Raw genomic sequence first — 15896 nt, 5'->3', positions numbered from 1 at the left:
TCCGAGCCCGTGGTTGAGTGCGCGAACGGTGCCCCAAGCCTCGCGTTACGTCAATGAGACCACTTGGCTCAGCAGTCCGGTTTGTCGGCGGTGAAGCGCCGGGCCGGGTTTACCGCTGCGCCAAACTCGCGCAAGGCCTTGGCACCGATCAGCAACGGATAGTTGAAGTTGCTGCGGTCGGTCAGGTTGACCTCCACGGTACGCTTGACGTTGCCCAGGCACAGCTCCAGATCGACCACTGGCCGTTTCGCGACTTCGGTGGCCGGGCGCTCCTCGTCGTCCTCGTCGGAGCGACTCTTGATCTTGCTGATCCGCGCGACCTTGTGTTCATAGACTTTGTTGTCCGCATCTTTGGTGCCGAGACGGAAACGCACCCAGTCCTCGCCATCGCGGGTGAAGGTTTCGATGTCCTTGGCCGACAGCGAGGCAGTCAGCGCGCCGGTATCCATTTTGGCCTTGAGCACTTCACCGCCGATTTCCGGCAGCGCGATGTATTCGTAACGCCCGTACAGGGTCGGCTCGGCGGCCATGACCGGCAGCGCGACGAGGGCAAACAGTGCAAGGAGAGATTTCACGTAAAGGGCTTCCTTGAAAAAATGGGGGCGGCAGACGCGAGATTTTAGACAGCTTGCACACAATTGGTTCGCTACTGAAATCGCATCGCTGGCAAGCCAGCTCCCACAGGGAGCTTCAGTGAACATAGATCGTGCACGCACCAGAAAAACCTGTGGGAGCTGGCTTGCCAGCGATGAGGCCAGCACAGTCAATGCACATTTAACCTGCAGCATAACCAGCCAAAAGTGAAACATTTGTCAGTGCAAATTTGGCCTGTCGCGCGAAGCTGCTTATCATGGCGCGCCTATTCAAATTCATAGAGTTGCTTATGCGCCGCCTGCTCACCGGCTGTTTCGTCACCCTTCTGCTGTTGCTCAACACCCTGATCCTGATCGGGCCATTGATGGTGTTTGCCCTGCTCAAACTGGTCGCGCCCGGGCGCTGGCGCGATTATGCCTCGTGGGCGGTGATGTGGATCGCCGAGACCTGGGCCGAAATCGACAAGCTGATCTTTCGTCTGTGCATCCCCACCCAATGGGACATTCGCGGCGGTGAAAACCTGCGGGTCGATACGTCATATCTGGTCGTCAGCAACCACCAGTCGTGGGTTGATATCCCCGCGCTGATCCAGACCCTCAACCGCCGCACGCCGTTCTTCAAGTTCTTCCTCAAGAAAGAACTGATCTGGGTGCCGTTTCTCGGGCTGGCGTGGTGGGCATTGGATTACCCGTTCATGAAGCGCTACTCCAAGGCTTTTCTGGCCAAACACCCGGAGTTGGCGGGCAAGGATCTGGAAATCACCAAACAGGCCTGCGAGCTGTTCAAGCGTCAGCCGGTGACCGTGGTGAATTATCTGGAAGGCACCCGCTACACCGCTGAAAAAAGCGCGCAGCAGAAGTCACCGTTCAATCACCTGCTCAAGCCCAAGGCTGGCGGCGTGGCGTTTGTTCTGGCGGCGATGGGTGAACAACTGGATGCGATGCTCGACGTCACCGTGGTTTATCCACAGGACAAGATTCCGGGATTCTGGGACTTGATCAATGGCAGCGTGCCGCGCGTGATCATCGATATCCAGACTCGTGAACTCGACCCGGCGCTGTCGCAGGGCGATTACGAAAATGATCCGCTGTTTCGCGAGAGCGTCCAGAACTGGGTCAACCAACTCTGGAACGAGAAGGACCGGCGCATCGCTGAACTGCGCAGCGAGCGCCGTTGACTGGCAGGCGTGGGTTAGCTACCGACGCCCCAGACACCGCCGAGTGTTTTCAGCAGCGAACCGCCAACGCCCTGATCACCCAGATACTTGAGGATCACCGGCGCGAACTGGCCGACCATGCCGTCGTTCATGCCCAACGCGCCGAACGCGCTGTCCAGATCACTGGTGTTTTTCACATTACCCAGCGCGTTATCCAGACCGGCCGACTTGCCGGAAGAACCCAGCACGCTGCTCAGCGCGCCCAACTGACCGGCTCCGCCCGAGAGTTTGTCGAGGCCCGGCACGCTCTTGGCCAGCTCGGAATAATCGCTGCCGCTGAGCTTGTTCTTCGCCAGTCCGAACATCGCACTGGTGCCGCCCACGGCTTGTTGCGGCGTAACACCCAGCCCCGTGACGGCTTGCAACAGACCGGCGGTTTCCGATGTCGGGGCGGCGGCAGTGGCCGCGTTGCCGCCCTGCATGCTTGAAGCGGCCTTGGTCACGTCGTCCAGGCTGAAACCTGCAAACACCGGACTCGCCGCAAGGGTCATCAGCGAAGCCAGGGCAATACCGCGTGAAATCTTCATTCAGACATCCTCATGCGCTGTGGTAACCATCCATCAATGGATGGCAAAACTGCCGATTTGACCGGCCTCGTACCAGCATGTTCCTCGCCAGTGCATCCATTTTCATCATAGCCACGTATAGAGAACGTGAAACCCTGGAATTGCCGCGATGAATGGCACAACTGCTGTTGCTGAACTAGCCTGTGAGCAACCCGAGACCACCGCTCGTCGCCGTACTTTTGCCTGGAGAGTCGTCATTTCCATCGCCGATCCCGATCAGCTCAGACAATTGCTTGCCCAGTGTTCACTGGGTGACCGCCGCGCATTCGAAACGCTGTACCGCAGCGTCGGCCCGCGCCTGCACGGTGTGGCCCTGCGTTTCATGGGGCGTCCGGATCTGGCCGAAGAAGTGTTGCAGGAAAGCTTTGTACGGATCTGGAACAACGCCTCACGCTATCAAGCACATCTGTCGGCGCCGATGACCTGGATGATCAACATCACCCGCAACCAGGCCATCGACCAGTTACGTAAAAATCATGACCGGCCGCTGACCGATATCGAACAGGACACCCTGCCCGACGAAAGTCCTTCGGCGCATGACCAGTTGAGCAGCGCCCGCGAAGCCCGCGCGCTGAACCGCTGCCTGGAAACCCTCGAAGGCATGCAGCGCCAGTCGATTACCGTGGCCTACTTTCAGGGTTTGTCCTGCTCGGAACTGGCCGAACATCTGGCGGCGCCGCTGGGCTCGGTCAAATCGTGGATTCGCCGAGGCATGGAGCGCCTGCGCAGGTGCCTTGAATCATGAACTACCAGACCCCCGCCCTGCGCCGCGCCCTCGCCGCCGATTACGCCATCGGCTTGATGTCTGCACCTGCGCGCCGACGCTTCGAACAATTACTGCTGGATGACGCCGCATTGCGTACGGAACTGGCGCAATGGCAGGAAAGCCTCGTCAGCCTCACCGAGGCGCTGCCGGAACATCCGGTGCCGGATCGCGTGTGGCAAGGCATCACCGCCCGCATCGAGCCGCAAGTGCTGCATGTTCCTGAGAAACGTCCGTTCTGGAACTGGCTGCGCGCTACTGCTGCGCTGTGTTCGGTGCTGGTAATCGTCTTCCTCGGCTCGCTCTACAACCGCGACGACGCACGCTACCGCGCAACCCTGCAAACAGCCGACGCGCAACCGGCACTCAAAGTCGAAGCGCACGACGATTACCTGCAAGTCGAACCACTGACCCTGGCCGCCGTCGATCCGGGGCGTAGTCTGGAACTGTGGGCGATTCCGGCGGATGGCAAACCGATTTCCCTCGGCGTGATTCCGGCCGGAGGCAAAGGCAAGGTTGAGCTGAACGAGGCGCAGAAAGCGCTGATCGGTAAACCGATTGCACTGGCTGTCAGCCTTGAACCGAAGGGCGGTTCGCCGACCGGACAGCCGACTGGTCCGGTTCTCTATCAAGGCGCATTGGCTGCCCTCTGATACAGGCAGCACGCTTTTGTGGCGAGGGGATTTATCCCCGATCGGCTGCGTAGCAGTCGCAAAACCTTCAACCGTGTTCTATCTGGCAGGTCGCGCCGGATTAATTTAGGGCGGCTTCGCCACCCATCGGGGATAAATCCCCTCGCCACAGTTCTCCGTTCCACCAATGAAAAACGGCGCCACTGAGGTCGCCGCTGAGCTTATTAGAAAAAAATTATTTATCGCGGAAAAGCCTAACAACCTGTCAGATCTGACAGTTGGCGCATCCACACAACACAGCGAACATTCTTACTCCCATTACGTAACGGAGTACAAATGATGAAGCTGAAAATTATCACTGGAGCCTTGGTCACCCTGGCAATGATGAGCACTGCGTATGCAGCAACCTGCCCGACTCTCACTGTTAACTCTGAAAGCTTCAAGTTCACCTCTGCACGCCTTCAAGATAAAGACAGCACCAATTCGGTCGTAATCTGCCGCTATGAAGGCAAGGGCGACCTGGGCGCGTCTTCCGGATTAAGGCTTGAAGTTCCGGTAAAAGCCACTGGAAGCAATTGGAAAGGCGATGACTGCGCAACCAATGACGGTGACGCCAGCAAGTGCGCATTTAAATAATTGGTCTGACTCACGAATGAAAAATGGCAACCCGACAGGTTGCCATTTTTTAGGATGAAACTTACGCAGCGCTGAACAACCGGTGCGGGTCGATCACAAACTTCTTCGGCACGCCCGCATCGAACTCGCCATAACCTTCCGGCGCCTGATCGAGGCTGATGACTTGCACGCCCACCACTTCAGCGATGTTGATGCGATCCCACATGATCGCTTGCATCAGTGCGCGGTTGTATTTCATCACTGGAGTTTGCCCAGTGTGGAAGCTGTGGGATTTGGCCCAGCCCAGACCGAAACGAATGCTCAGGCTGCCCATTTTCGCCGCAGCGTCCACTGCACCCGGATCTTCGGTTACGTACAGACCTGGAATACCGATTTTGCCCGCCACGCGCACCACGCCCATCAGTGAGTTGAGCACGGTGGCCGGTGCTTCCGATTTAGCCCCGTCATGGCCATGACCACGGGCTTCGAAACCGACGCAGTCCACCGCGCAGTCGACTTCCGGTTCGCCCAACAACGCGGCGATCTGTTCGTGCAAAGGAGCGTCTTTCGACAGGTCGACGATCTCAAAACCCTGCGCCTTGGCGTGCGCCAGGCGGATGGTGTTGACGTCGCCGATGATCACCACCGCAGCGCCCAGCAGACGCGCCGAGGCGGCAGCGGCCAGACCGACCGGACCGGCACCCGCGATATACACGGTGCTACCCGGGCCAACGCCAGCGGTAACGGCGCCGTGGTAACCGGTCGGCAGAATGTCGGAGAGGCAGGTCAGGTCGCGGATTTTCTCCATGGCCTTGTCGCGATCCGGCAGTTTCAGCAGGTTGAAGTCGGCGTATGGCACCAGCACGTATTCGGCCTGGCCGCCGGTCCAGTCGCCCATGTCGACGTAACCGTAAGCGCCACCGGCACGGGCCGGGTTGACGGTCAGGCAGACGCCGGTGTGTTGCTCCTTGCAGGAACGGCAGCGCCCGCAAGCCACGTTGAACGGTACGGAAACCAGATCGCCGATTTTCAGGTTCTCGACGTCGGAGCCTTTTTCGATCACCTCGCCGGTGATTTCATGACCCAACACCAGACCGGTCTGAGCCGTGGTACGACCGCGCACCATATGCTGATCGGAACCACAGATGTTGGTGGAAACCACACGCAGGATGACACCGTGTTCAATCTTCCTGCCGCGCGGGTCCTGCATTTTCGGATAGTCGATTTTCTGTACTTCGACCTTGCCAGCGCCGAGATACACCACACCACGATTGCCAGACATGCTTTCACCTCGCTGTTGTTTTTATGGAACCGCGTTGCCCAGGCAGGCAGCGCGTTAAGTGCTCGGGTACAGATGCTGTTTATGTATTGCCTGTTAAGGCCTCTTCGCGAGCAAGCTCGCTCCCACAGGGGTATGCGTTCCAATGTGGGAGCCAGCTTGCTCGCGAAAGCGATCTAAAGAACGACCGTGCGATTGGCGTTCAAAAACACCCTTCTTTCGATGTGATACCCAACGGCACGAGCCAGAGTCAGCCCCTCGATATCCCGCCCCTTGGCGATCAGATCTTCCGGGTAATGACTGTGATCCACCGCCTCGACGCCCTGGGCAATGATCGGCCCTTCGTCCAGATCGTTATTGATGTAATGCGCCGTTGCTCCGACCAGTTTCACGCCTTTGTTGTAGGCCTGGTGATATGGCTTGGCGCCCTTGAAGCCCGGCAGCAGCGAGTGATGAATGTTGATCGCCTTGCCATCGAGCTTGCGGCACAACTCTGGCGACAGCACCTGCATGTAGCGGGCGAGGATCACCAGTTCGGCGCCGGATTCCTCGATCACCTGCCACACCTGACGCTCCTGCGACGGTTTGTCGTTGGGGTCGAGGGGGAAGTGGTAGTAGGGAATCTGGTGCCAGTCGGCCAGCGGTTTGAGATCCGGGTGATTCGACACCACCGCCGCCACGTCCATCGACAACTGGCCGATGCGCTGGCGGTAGAGCAAGTCATTCAGGCAGTGATCGGCCTTAGAGACCATGATCACCACTTTTGGCCGGTAATTCGGCGCGGTCAGCTCGAAGATCATGCCGAACGATTGACCACGCTCGGCGAGGCCGGCGCGGAAGGACTGTTCGTCGAAACCGTCGGGCTGACGGAATTCCACACGAATGAAGAAACGGCCCGAGAGCCGGTCATCGAACGAGTGATGCTCGGTGACGTAGCAACCCTGCTCGAACAGAAAACGCGTCACCGCGTCCACGGTGCCGAGGACGCTTGGGCAATCGGCGGTCAGAATCCATGTGTCTGGGGCGCGGCTCATGGTGCGGTGACTCCTGTTTCAACAACGGTGAGCAGAGGTAACTCTGTGGCGAGGGAGCTTGCTCCCGCTGGGTTGCGAAGCGACCCCAAAATCAGCGACCGCATCTTTTCAGGAGTAACGCGGATTGAGGTTTTACGGCTGCTTCGCAGCCGAGCGGGAGCAAGCTCCCTCGCCACAAATGCAGTCGCAACACGAAACTGCATCAGGCCTGAACGCTAAGGCCGTACTCGGCAGATGCATCCTGCAACCACAGCCACCAGTAATCCGAGAAGCTGCGGCGGATCAGCAGTTCCCAGGTGTCTTCAGCGGTATGGCGGATCATCAGCTGCGACTTGGCGAACACCGTGCCCACGGCCTTGCCGACCGGGAAGTTGTCCGGATGGACGTCGTAGCTGGTGGATTTCATCAGCACCTGACGCACGTTCGGGCCGCTCAGTTCGAGCACTTGCTGGCCGCCACTGACGTTGACGATGGCGATATGAAGATCACCCAGCGCTTCACGCAGTTTCTGCTCGGCGGCGAGTTCTTCACCACCTGGCACGATCAGCAGCCATTCGTCCGGGCCCATCCATTGCAGACTGGCTTCGCCTTTGACGATCACGCTCAACGCGCCCGGCAGTTCGATGCCCAGCGCCTTGTGTACGCCAGCGGCGAACGCGGCATCGTGGCCATCGCCACGGATGGTCAGGTGGCCGAGGAGTTTTTTCTCACGCACGATCACGCCGGCGTTCTTGCGACCCTTGCCGACCAGGCTGGCGAGGTCGGCATGGTGCAGCGACGACTCGGCCTTGGCCCCGGTGGTCGGGCGTTGTTGGTAAACATTGGCTGTGGTCATAAAGCACCTTTGCTGAATTCTGTTGGGTCCTGTAGTGGCTGAGCTAACGCCATCGCTAGCAGGCTAGCTCCCACATTCGACCGGGTTTCTCTGTGGGAGCTAGCCTGCTAGCGATTGGTAGCCCCCACACAGGACTCGAGACCATCAAATGTTCTGGCGATCACCCTTCGGATCGAAGAACACCGAAGAAACAATTTCCGCCTCGATCACGCGGCCATCCGCCAGCGGTGCAAACACCCGCTCGCCCATGCGCTTCAGACCGCCCTTGACCACGGCCATGGCAAACGAATAACCGAGTGAGTTGTGCGCGTAACTGGAGGTCACGTGGCCAACCATGGTCATCGGGATCGCCTGCTTGGTGTTGAACACCAACTGCGCACCTTCCGGCAGCCATACATTCGGATCGATAGGCTTCAGGCCGACCAGTTGTTTGCGCTGATCACGCAGGGTGTCTTCACGGTTCATGCCACGCTGGCCGATCCACGAGAACGGTTTGGTGCGACCGACGCACCAGCCCATGTTCAGGTCGTCCGGGGTCATCGAGCTGTCGGTGTCCTGGCCGACGATGATGAAACCCTTCTCGGCCCGCAAAACGTGCATGGTTTCAGTGCCGTACGGGGTCAGGTTGTATTGCTTGCCGGCCTCGACGATTTTTTCCAGCACGCCCATCGCGTAGTCAGCCTGGACGTTGACTTCGTACGACAGCTCACCGGTAAACGAGATGCGGAACACCCGCGCCGGCACGCCGCCGACCAGACCTTCTTTCCAGGTCATGAACGGGAAGCCATCCTTGTCCAGATCGATGTCGGTGACTTCGCTGAGCAGCTTGCGGCTGTTCGGCCCGGACAGGGTCATGGTCGCCCAGTGGTCGGTTACGGACGTGAAGTAGACCTTCATGTCCGGCCATTCGGTCTGGTGGTACAGCTCCAGCCATTGCAGAACGCGAGCCGCCCCGCCGGTGGTGGTGGTCATGACGAAATGGTTGTCGGCCAGACACGCCGTCACACCGTCGTCGAAGACCATGCCGTCTTCTTTGCACATCAGGCCGTAACGAGCCTTGCCCACGTCGAGCTTGGTCCAGGCGTTGGTGTACACACGGTTGAGAAACTCGCGGGCATCCGGGCCTTGAATGTCGATCTTGCCCAGCGTCGAGGCGTCAAGCAGACCGACGCTGTCGCGCACCGCCTGGCATTCGCGCTTAACGGCGGCGTGCAGATCTTCACCGTTTTTCGGGAAGTACCACGGACGTTTCCACTGACCGACATCTTCAAATTCGGCGCCGTTTTTCAGGTGCCATTGATGCAGCGCGGTGTAACGCACCGGCTCGAAGATGTGCCCACAGTGACGGCCGGCCACGGCGCCGAAAGTCACCGGCGTGTAGTTCGGACGGAACATCGTGGTGCCCATCTGCGGGATGGTCACGTTCAGCGAACGGGCGGCGATGGCCAGACCGTTGACGTTGCCGAGCTTGCCCTGATCGGTGCCGAAGCCCAGCGCGGTGTAGCGTTTGACGTGTTCAACCGACTCGAAACCTTCGCGGGTCGCCAGTTCGATGGCGGCGGCGGTCACGTCGTTTTGCAGGTCGACGAATTGCTTCGGCGCCCGTGCAGTGGCTTTTTCGTGCGGCACCTGGAACAGCGCCAGCGTGGCTTCTTCGAGACGGCTGAGGGCTTTGGGCAGCGTGCCTTCGACCACACCGAAACCGGCTTCGCTGGCAGCGCGGGCGCCACCTTCAAAACCATCGGCCAGCGAATCACCGAGACCGTAGACGCCATTGATGCCGCCGACGCACACGCGCTTCTGCGGTGCTTCGCCCGGTACGAAACCGAGGATGTCTTCACGCCAGATCGGCTTGCCGCCCAAGTGCGAAGCCAGGTGAACCACCGGGCTGTAACCGCCGGAACTGGCGATCAGGTCGCAGTCGAGCCATTCGCCCGGGCTGGTGACTTTATGCGCCTTGACGTCAATCGCGGCGACGCGGGCAGCGGTCACGTGCTTGCTGCCACGGGCTTCGATCACCGCGCTGCCGGTGAGGATGCGAATGCCTTTGGCACGCGCCTCTTCCACCAATGCTCCACGCGGATTGCTGCGGGCGTCGGCGATGGCCACCACTTGCAGACTGGCGTCGAGCCAGTCCAGCGCCACGCGGTAGGCGTGATCGTTGTTGGTGCTGAGGACAAGCTTTTTGCCCGGCGCGACACCGTAGCGGCGCACGTAAGTCGAGACTGCACCGGCGAGCATGTTGCCCGGCACGTCGTTGTTGCCATAGACCAGTGGACGCTCGTGGGCGCCGGTCGCCAGCACCACACGTTTGGCGCGAACCCGGTGAATGCGCTGACGCACCTGGCCGATTGGCGCACGGTCACCGAGGTGGTCGGTGAGACGTTCGTGAATGGTCAGGAAGTTGTGGTCGTGGTAGCCGTTGACCGTGGCGCGTGGCAGCAGCAATACGTCCGGGGTGTTCTTCAATTCAGCGATGACGCTGGCGACCCATTCCACGGCAGGCTTGCCGTCGAGGCTTTCGCGGGAGTCCAGCAGGCTGCCGCCGAACTCTTCCTGCTCATCGGCGAGAATCACCCGGGCGCCGCTGCGCGCAGCCGCCAGTGCCGCCGCCAGACCGGCAGGGCCGCCGCCGACGATCAGCACGTCGCAGTGCTGGTTCATGTAATCGTAGGTGTCCGGATCGTTCTCGGTCGGCGAGCGACCCAGGCCGGCTGCCTTACGAATGTACTTCTCGTAAGTCATCCAGAACGACTGCGGATACATGAAGGTTTTGTAGTAGAAACCCGGTGGCATCAGTTTGCCGCCGACCTTGCCGAGAATCCCCATCATGTCGTTGTTGACGCTCGGCCAGCCGTTGGTGCTGGTCGCGACCAGACCTTGATACAACGCCTGTTGCGTGGCGCGCACGTTAGGGATTTGCGTGGCTTCGGTGGCGCCAATCTGCAGCACCGCGTTCGGCTCTTCGGCACCGGCAGCAAAGATGCCGCGTGGACGCGAATACTTGAAGCTGCGACCGATGATGTCGACACCGTTGGCCAGCAATGCGGCGGCCAGCGAGTCGCCTTCAAAACCTTTATAGCTCTGACCGTTGAAGGTGAAGCTCAGCACTTTGTTGCGGTCGATCCGTCCGCCGTTGGACAGGCGATTGATCTGGCTCATACCTTCTCTCCCAGAGCCGTGGCGGCCGCTTTCGGGCTGTCGGTCTTGTCGGTGAATTGTGGCTTGGCGCCGATCTTGTAGCTTTCGAGAATCTCGTACGTCACGGTGTCGCGGGTGACGTTGAAGTACTGGCGGCAACCGGCGACGTGGTCCCACAACTCGTGGTGCAGACCGCGCGGGTTATCGCGGAAAAACATGTAGTCGCCCCACTCTTCATCAGTGCAAGCGTTGGGGTCCAGCGGGCGCGGGATGTGCGCTTGGCCGGATGCATGGAATTCCTCTTCGGAGCGCAGTTCGCCGCAGTGAGGACAGAAGATATGCAACATGGGGATTTCTCCTGTTAGTGGGCAACCGCAGCAGCGCCGTGTTCATCGATCAACGCACCGTTGTGGAAACGGTCGATGGAGAAAGGTGCGGCCAATGGGTGCATTTCACCCTTGGCCAGACTCGCGGCAAACACGTTGCCCGAGCCCGGTGTAGCCTTGAAGCCGCCGGTGCCCCAACCGCAGTTGAAGAACATGTTCGGTACCGGGGTTTTCGAAATGATCGGGCAAGCGTCCGGCGTGGTGTCGACGATGCCGCCCCATTGCCGGTTCATGCGCACTCGCGACAGCACCGGGAACATCTCGACGATGGCCTGGATGGTGTGTTCGATCACCGGGTATGAACCGCGCTGGCCGTAGCCGTTGTAACCGTCGATACCGGCACCGATCACCAGGTCGCCCTTGTCGGACTGGCTGATGTAACCGTGCACGGCGTTGGACATGATCACGCTGTCGATAATCGGTTTGATCGGCTCGGACACCAGCGCTTGCAGCGGGTGGGATTCGATCGGCAGACGGAAACCGGCCAGTTTGGCCATGTGCCCGGAGTTACCGGCAGTCACCACACCGACGCGCTTGGCGCCGATGAAGCCCTTGTTGGTTTCAACACCGATGCACACGCCGTTTTCCTTGCGGAAACCGATCACTTCGGTCTGCTGGATCAAGTCCACACCGAGGGCGTCGGCGGCACGCGCGAAGCCCCAGGCCACGGCATCGTGACGAGCGACGCCACCACGACGCTGAACGGTTGCGCCCATTACCGGGTAGCGGGTGTTTTTCGAGCAGTCGAGGTACGGAATCTCGTCGGCCACTTGTTGAGCGTTGAGCAACTCGCCATCGACGCCGTTGAGGCGGTTGGCGCTGACCCGACGCTCGGAATCACGGATGTCCTGCAAGGTGTGGCACAGGTTGTAGACGCCACGCTGGGAGAACATCACGTTGTAGTTCAGATCCTGCGACAGGCCTTCCCACAATTTCATCGCGTGTTCATACAGGTGCGCCGACTCGTCCCACAGGTAGTTGGAGCGGACGATGGTGGTGTTGCGTGCGGTGTTACCGCCGCCCAGCCAGCCCTTCTCGACCACTGCGACGTTGGTGATGCCGTGCTCTTTCGCCAGGTAATAAGCCGTCGCCAGACCGTGCCCGCCGCCGCCGACGATGACCACGTCGTAGACCTTTTTCGGGGTCGGCGTGCGCCACATTTTCTGCCAGTTTTCGTGATGGCTGAGGGAGTGTTTGAAGAGGCCGAAGCCCGAATAGCGTTGCATAGTCATTTACTCCAAAACCGCACTCAGCGATAAACCGGGAAATCTGCGCACAGAGCCGAAACCTGCTGAGCGACATTCGCCTCGACATCGGCATCGCCGAGGTTATCGAGGATGTCGCAGATCCAGCCGGCCAGCGTCACGCACTGGGTAACCTTGAAGCCGCGCGTGGTCACTGCCGGGGTGCCGATGCGCAGACCGGAGGTCACGAATGGCGACTGCGGGTCGTTCGGTACGGCGTTCTTGTTGACGGTAATGTGCGCACGGCCAAGGGCGGCGTCGGCGTCTTTGCCGGTGAGGCCCTGACGGATCAGGCTGACCAGGAACAGGTGGTTGTCGGTGCCGCCGGACACTACATCGTAGCCACGTTTGATAAACACGCTCGCCATCGCCTGGGCGTTGTCGATCACTTGTTGTTGATAAACCTTGAAGCCAGGTTCCAGTGCTTCCTTGAAGCACACGGCTTTACCGGCGATGACGTGCATCAGCGGGCCGCCCTGAGCGCCGGGGAACACTGCGGAGTTGAGCTTCTTTTCGATCTCTTCGTTGGACTTGGCCAGGATCAGCCCGCCACGCGGTCCGCGCAGGGTTTTGTGCGTGGTGGTGGTGACCACGTCGGCGTACGGCAGTGGGTTCGGGTACAGACCGGCGGCGACCAGACCGGCGACGTGGGCCATGTCGACGAACAGCAGCGCACCGACCTTGTCGGCGATCTGGCGGAAACGCGGGAAGTCGAGGGTCTTGGAGTAGGCCGAGAAACCGGCGACGATCATTTTTGGCTGGCACTCGACGGCCAGACGCTCGACTTCGTCGTAATCGATCAGCCCGGTCCTGGTGTCGATGCCGTACTGCACGGCGTTGTACAGCTTGCCCGAGGACGACACTTTGGCGCCGTGGGTCAGGTGACCGCCGTGGGCCAGGCTCATGCCGAGAATGGTGTCGCCCGCATTGATCAGCGCCAGGTACACCGCGCTGTTGGCGGAAGAGCCGGAGTGCGGCTGGACGTTGGCGTAATCGGCGCCGAACAGTTGCTTGGCGCGTTCGATGGCCAGCGCTTCGACTTTATCTACGTGCTCGCAGCCACCGTAGTAGCGCTTGCCCGGATAACCTTCGGCGTATTTGTTGGTCAGGCCGCTGCCTTGCGCTTGCATCACGCGTTTGCTGGTGTAGTTCTCTGACGCGATCAGCTCGATGTGATCTTCCTGACGTTGCTCCTCGGCATTCATCGCCGCCAGCAGTGCATCGTCGTAACCCTGGATCTGGTCTTGCTTGCTGAACATCGCGTCTCTCCCAGCGGCGGCGGTGCGCCATTTTGTCTTGGTCAGGCAGCGGTCTTGCGACAGTGCCCTTTGATGCGATGGTATGACCGGCGCAGACAGCTCAAATGCCTACGGACGCCACGCAAAGGTGCGTTTACGACATGGTTTGAAAAGCTCAGGCACACAATGTCCTCTGTGGCGAGGGAGCTTGCTCCCGCTCGGCGGCGCAGCCGTCGCAAAACCTCTACATACGGTATGCCTGACAAACCACATTCTCAGGACTTAGGGCTGCTGCGCAGCCCAGCGGGAGCAAGCTCCCTCGCCACAGAGAAAGTGTCAGCTGATCAGATGACGGAGGGCGAGAAGGAGGAGGAAATGCGCGGGATAGAGGGCGTACGCCCAGCGGCGCATCGCAGGGGGATGGAGGGATTTGGCATGTCGCAACAGGAACATTCCGAGCAATGGCGCAAACAGGCATGTCGCAATGCCGAGAATGGCAACGCTGTTACCGAACCGTGCCGAGTCAAACAGCACCTGCCATTGATTGGCTGCCAGACACAGCATTCCCGGCAACAGGCCGAAATACCACGGCCGGCGAATCACCAACAGCAGCGCCAATGGCAACAGCACCCCGAAGAAGCCAAACATCAGCCAGTTTGAGAACAGCGCTGCCAACAGCACCGCCCCGGCAGCGAGCAATCGTGCCGACAGCACCCGATCCAGCCAGCCCCGCGCCACCAGCAAGCCCAGCGCCAGCGTCGGCATCACGTTCAACGTCTCAGGATCAGGAATATAAACGCGGTAGGGAATTTCACTCACCGCACTAAACAACAGCAACCACCGGAGATAACGCCACTGCCCGTCGGTTTTCCTCAAACCGTCACGGGAAAGATTCGCCGCCATCGCCAGACAGAACCACGGAAACGCCAGCCGTCCCGGCACATACAGCCAATCGGCGGAGAACCCGACATATCGCAGGTGATCGAGCAACATGCTCAGCAGCGCCAGCCACTTGAGCAGATCCAGCGCGCCGTCGCGTTTACTCAGGTGCATAATCGGCCCGTGTCCATGTAATGTTCTGACAGCGACATCCCGTGTGCTCCCCGGATGATCTTCGGTAAAGTGCGCACCATCATTGACCAACGAAGCGTCACAAGCGTTTCGATCACGGAAGCCGGCCATGACCGACAAGAGCCAACAATTCGCCAGCGACAACTATTCCGGTATCTGCCCTGAAGCCTGGGCTGCCATGGAACAGGCCAACCACGGCCACCAACGTGCCTATGGCGACGATGAGTGGACCGCACGCGCCTCTGATCATTTCCGCAAACTGTTCGAAACCGATTGCGAAGTGTTCTTCGCCTTCAACGGCACCGCCGCCAACTCGCTGGCGCTGTCGTCGCTGTGCCAGAGTTACCACAGCGTGATCTGCTCGGAAACCGCCCACGTCGAAACCGACGAATGCGGCGCCCCGGAGTTCTTCTCCAACGGCTCGAAACTGCTGATCGCCCGTACCGAAAACGGCAAGATCACCCCGGAATCGATCCGTGAAGTGGCGCTCAAGCGTCAGGACATTCACTACCCGAAACCGCGCGTGGTCACCCTGACCCAAGCCACCGAAGTCGGCAGCGTCTATACCCCGGAAGAAGTCCGCGCCATCAGCGCCACCTGCAAAGAGCTGGGTCTGCACCTGCACATGGACGGCGCACGCTTCTCCAATGCCTGCGCATTCCTCGGCTGCTCGCCTGCCGACCTGACCTGGAAGGCCGGCGTCGATGTGCTGTGCTTCGGCGGCACGAAAAACGGCATGGCCGTGGGTGAGGCGATTCTGTTCTTCAACCATAAACTGGCCGAAGACTTCGATTACCGCTGCAAACAGGCCGGGCAACTGGCTTCGAAGATGCGTTTTCTGTCGGCGCCGTGGGTCGGCATTCTCGAAACCGACGCCTGGCTCAAATACGCCCGCCACGCCAACCACTGCGCGCAGTTGCTGGCAGAGCTGGTCAGCGACATTCCGGGCGTGGAATTGATGTTCCCGGTGCAGGCCAACGGCGTGTTCCTGCAACTCTCGGAACCGGCGATTGCCGCGTTGACCGCCAAAAACTGGCGTTTCTACACCTTCATCGGCAAGGGCGGCGCACGCTTCATGTGCTCGTGGGACACCGAAGAAGAACGCGTACGCGAACTGGCCCGCGACATCCGCGAAGTGATGTCCGCCTGACCTCTTGAAGCGATGAGCTCCCCTGTGGTGAGGGGATTCATCCCCGTTCGGCGGCGTAGCCGTCGTGAATCCTGAGAACGCGGTCTTCCTGTCAGATCGCGTTCGTAGGCTTTGGGGCTGCTTCGCAGCCCA

At 60.1% G+C, this 15896-nt stretch carries 15 protein-coding genes; 5 read left to right on the top strand and 10 right to left on the bottom strand.

Annotated elements, in window-relative coordinates:
- Positions 1–68 precede the first annotated feature (68 nt).
- Positions 69–575 (bottom strand): retropepsin-like aspartic peptidase RloA2, encoded by a 507-nt coding sequence (gene rloA2 / locus ACTWLJ_RS09540; RefSeq protein WP_401216482.1) that lies wholly within the window; start codon positions 573–575, stop codon positions 69–71.
- 308 nt (positions 576–883) lie between these two features.
- Between rloA2 and ACTWLJ_RS09535 the strand changes: the two genes are divergently transcribed.
- Positions 884–1771, top strand: a complete 888-nt coding sequence (locus ACTWLJ_RS09535; protein WP_445180663.1) for an acyltransferase — start codon at positions 884–886, stop codon at positions 1769–1771.
- Between the two features lie 14 nt (positions 1772–1785).
- Here ACTWLJ_RS09535 and ACTWLJ_RS09530 read toward each other — a convergent pair whose 3' ends face one another.
- Complete coding sequence (locus ACTWLJ_RS09530; RefSeq protein WP_445180662.1) at positions 1786–2337, bottom strand: DUF2780 domain-containing protein; 552 nt, start codon at positions 2335–2337, stop codon at positions 1786–1788.
- Positions 2338–2485: 148 nt separating this feature from the next.
- Here ACTWLJ_RS09530 and ACTWLJ_RS09525 point away from each other — a divergent pair, with 148 nt between their 5' ends.
- The 3 genes from ACTWLJ_RS09525 (at position 2486) to ACTWLJ_RS09515 (ending at position 4407) form a co-directional block, all read left to right on the top strand.
- On the top strand, positions 2486–3121 hold the full coding sequence (locus ACTWLJ_RS09525; RefSeq protein ID WP_445180661.1) for a sigma-70 family RNA polymerase sigma factor: 636 nt from the start codon (positions 2486–2488) through the stop codon (positions 3119–3121).
- Positions 3118–3792 (top strand): anti-sigma factor, encoded by a 675-nt coding sequence (locus tag ACTWLJ_RS09520; protein WP_401216486.1) that lies wholly within the window; start codon positions 3118–3120, stop codon positions 3790–3792. The genes ACTWLJ_RS09525 and ACTWLJ_RS09520 overlap by 4 nt, the downstream gene beginning before the upstream one ends.
- 315 nt (positions 3793–4107) lie before the next feature.
- Positions 4108–4407: a hypothetical protein gene (locus tag ACTWLJ_RS09515; protein WP_445180660.1), complete on the top strand. Its 300-nt coding sequence runs from the start codon at positions 4108–4110 to the stop codon at positions 4405–4407.
- A gap of 61 nt (positions 4408–4468) precedes the next feature.
- Here the strand turns inward: ACTWLJ_RS09515 and fdhA are convergent, their stop codons facing one another.
- From fdhA to ACTWLJ_RS09475, 8 genes are all read right to left on the bottom strand, one after another.
- Positions 4469–5668, bottom strand: coding sequence for a formaldehyde dehydrogenase, glutathione-independent (fdhA, locus tag ACTWLJ_RS09510; protein WP_401216487.1), 1200 nt, complete (start codon positions 5666–5668; stop codon positions 4469–4471).
- 173 nt (positions 5669–5841) lie between these two features.
- Positions 5842–6699 (bottom strand): formyltetrahydrofolate deformylase, encoded by an 858-nt coding sequence (purU, locus tag ACTWLJ_RS09505; protein ID WP_401216488.1) that lies wholly within the window; start codon positions 6697–6699, stop codon positions 5842–5844.
- A gap of 202 nt (positions 6700–6901) precedes the next feature.
- A complete protein-coding gene (locus ACTWLJ_RS09500; RefSeq protein ID WP_445180659.1) occupies positions 6902–7534 on the bottom strand; it encodes a sarcosine oxidase subunit gamma in 633 nt (210 codons plus the stop codon).
- Positions 7535–7678: 144 nt separating this feature from the next.
- Entirely contained in the window at positions 7679–10696 is a 3018-nt protein-coding gene (locus ACTWLJ_RS09495) for a sarcosine oxidase subunit alpha (protein WP_445180658.1), read from the bottom strand.
- Positions 10693–11022: a sarcosine oxidase subunit delta gene (locus tag ACTWLJ_RS09490; RefSeq protein WP_401216491.1), complete on the bottom strand. Its 330-nt coding sequence runs from the start codon at positions 11020–11022 to the stop codon at positions 10693–10695. Before ACTWLJ_RS09490 ends, ACTWLJ_RS09495 begins: the two co-directional genes overlap by 4 nt.
- A gap of 14 nt (positions 11023–11036) precedes the next feature.
- A complete protein-coding gene (locus tag ACTWLJ_RS09485; protein ID WP_191489561.1) occupies positions 11037–12287 on the bottom strand; it encodes a sarcosine oxidase subunit beta in 1251 nt (416 codons plus the stop codon).
- A gap of 23 nt (positions 12288–12310) precedes the next feature.
- Entirely contained in the window at positions 12311–13564 is a 1254-nt protein-coding gene (locus ACTWLJ_RS09480) for a serine hydroxymethyltransferase (protein WP_445180657.1), read from the bottom strand.
- Between the two features lie 315 nt (positions 13565–13879).
- Positions 13880–14596, bottom strand: coding sequence for a TraX family protein (locus tag ACTWLJ_RS09475; RefSeq protein WP_445180656.1), 717 nt, complete (start codon positions 14594–14596; stop codon positions 13880–13882).
- A gap of 127 nt (positions 14597–14723) precedes the next feature.
- On the opposite strand from ACTWLJ_RS09475, the gene ACTWLJ_RS09470 reads away from it, so the two are divergent.
- On the top strand, positions 14724–15764 hold the full coding sequence (locus tag ACTWLJ_RS09470) for a threonine aldolase family protein (protein WP_201228883.1): 1041 nt from the start codon (positions 14724–14726) through the stop codon (positions 15762–15764).
- Positions 15765–15896: the final 132 nt, after the last annotated feature.

This window comes from Pseudomonas sp. McL0111 (assembly GCF_052567255.1).
Note: the sequence above shows the minus strand (reverse complement) of the source record. Positions and strands in the feature narration are given on the sequence as shown.

Bases quoted from the DNA above. Each gene is read 5' to 3' on its own strand.
- ACTWLJ_RS09535 (WP_445180663.1), top strand. From the start codon at position 884: ATGCGCCGCCTGCTCACCGGCTGTTTCGTCACCCTTCTGCTGTTGCTC.
- ACTWLJ_RS09530 (WP_445180662.1), bottom strand. From the start codon at position 2,337: ATGAAGATTTCACGCGGTATTGCCCTGGCTTCGCTGATGACCCTTGCG.
- ACTWLJ_RS09525 (WP_445180661.1), top strand. From the start codon at position 2,486: ATGAATGGCACAACTGCTGTTGCTGAACTAGCCTGTGAGCAACCCGAG.
- ACTWLJ_RS09520 (WP_401216486.1), top strand. From the start codon at position 3,118: ATGAACTACCAGACCCCCGCCCTGCGCCGCGCCCTCGCCGCCGATTAC.
- ACTWLJ_RS09515 (WP_445180660.1), top strand. From the start codon at position 4,108: ATGATGAAGCTGAAAATTATCACTGGAGCCTTGGTCACCCTGGCAATG.
- fdhA (WP_401216487.1), bottom strand. From the start codon at position 5,668: ATGTCTGGCAATCGTGGTGTGGTGTATCTCGGCGCTGGCAAGGTCGAA.
- purU (WP_401216488.1), bottom strand. From the start codon at position 6,699: ATGAGCCGCGCCCCAGACACATGGATTCTGACCGCCGATTGCCCAAGC.
- ACTWLJ_RS09500 (WP_445180659.1), bottom strand. From the start codon at position 7,534: ATGACCACAGCCAATGTTTACCAACAACGCCCGACCACCGGGGCCAAG.
- ACTWLJ_RS09495 (WP_445180658.1), bottom strand. From the start codon at position 10,696: ATGAGCCAGATCAATCGCCTGTCCAACGGCGGACGGATCGACCGCAAC.
- ACTWLJ_RS09490 (WP_401216491.1), bottom strand. From the start codon at position 11,022: ATGTTGCATATCTTCTGTCCTCACTGCGGCGAACTGCGCTCCGAAGAG.
- ACTWLJ_RS09485 (WP_191489561.1), bottom strand. From the start codon at position 12,287: ATGCAACGCTATTCGGGCTTCGGCCTCTTCAAACACTCCCTCAGCCAT.
- ACTWLJ_RS09480 (WP_445180657.1), bottom strand. From the start codon at position 13,564: ATGTTCAGCAAGCAAGACCAGATCCAGGGTTACGACGATGCACTGCTG.
- ACTWLJ_RS09475 (WP_445180656.1), bottom strand. From the start codon at position 14,596: ATGCACCTGAGTAAACGCGACGGCGCGCTGGATCTGCTCAAGTGGCTG.
- ACTWLJ_RS09470 (WP_201228883.1), top strand. From the start codon at position 14,724: ATGACCGACAAGAGCCAACAATTCGCCAGCGACAACTATTCCGGTATC.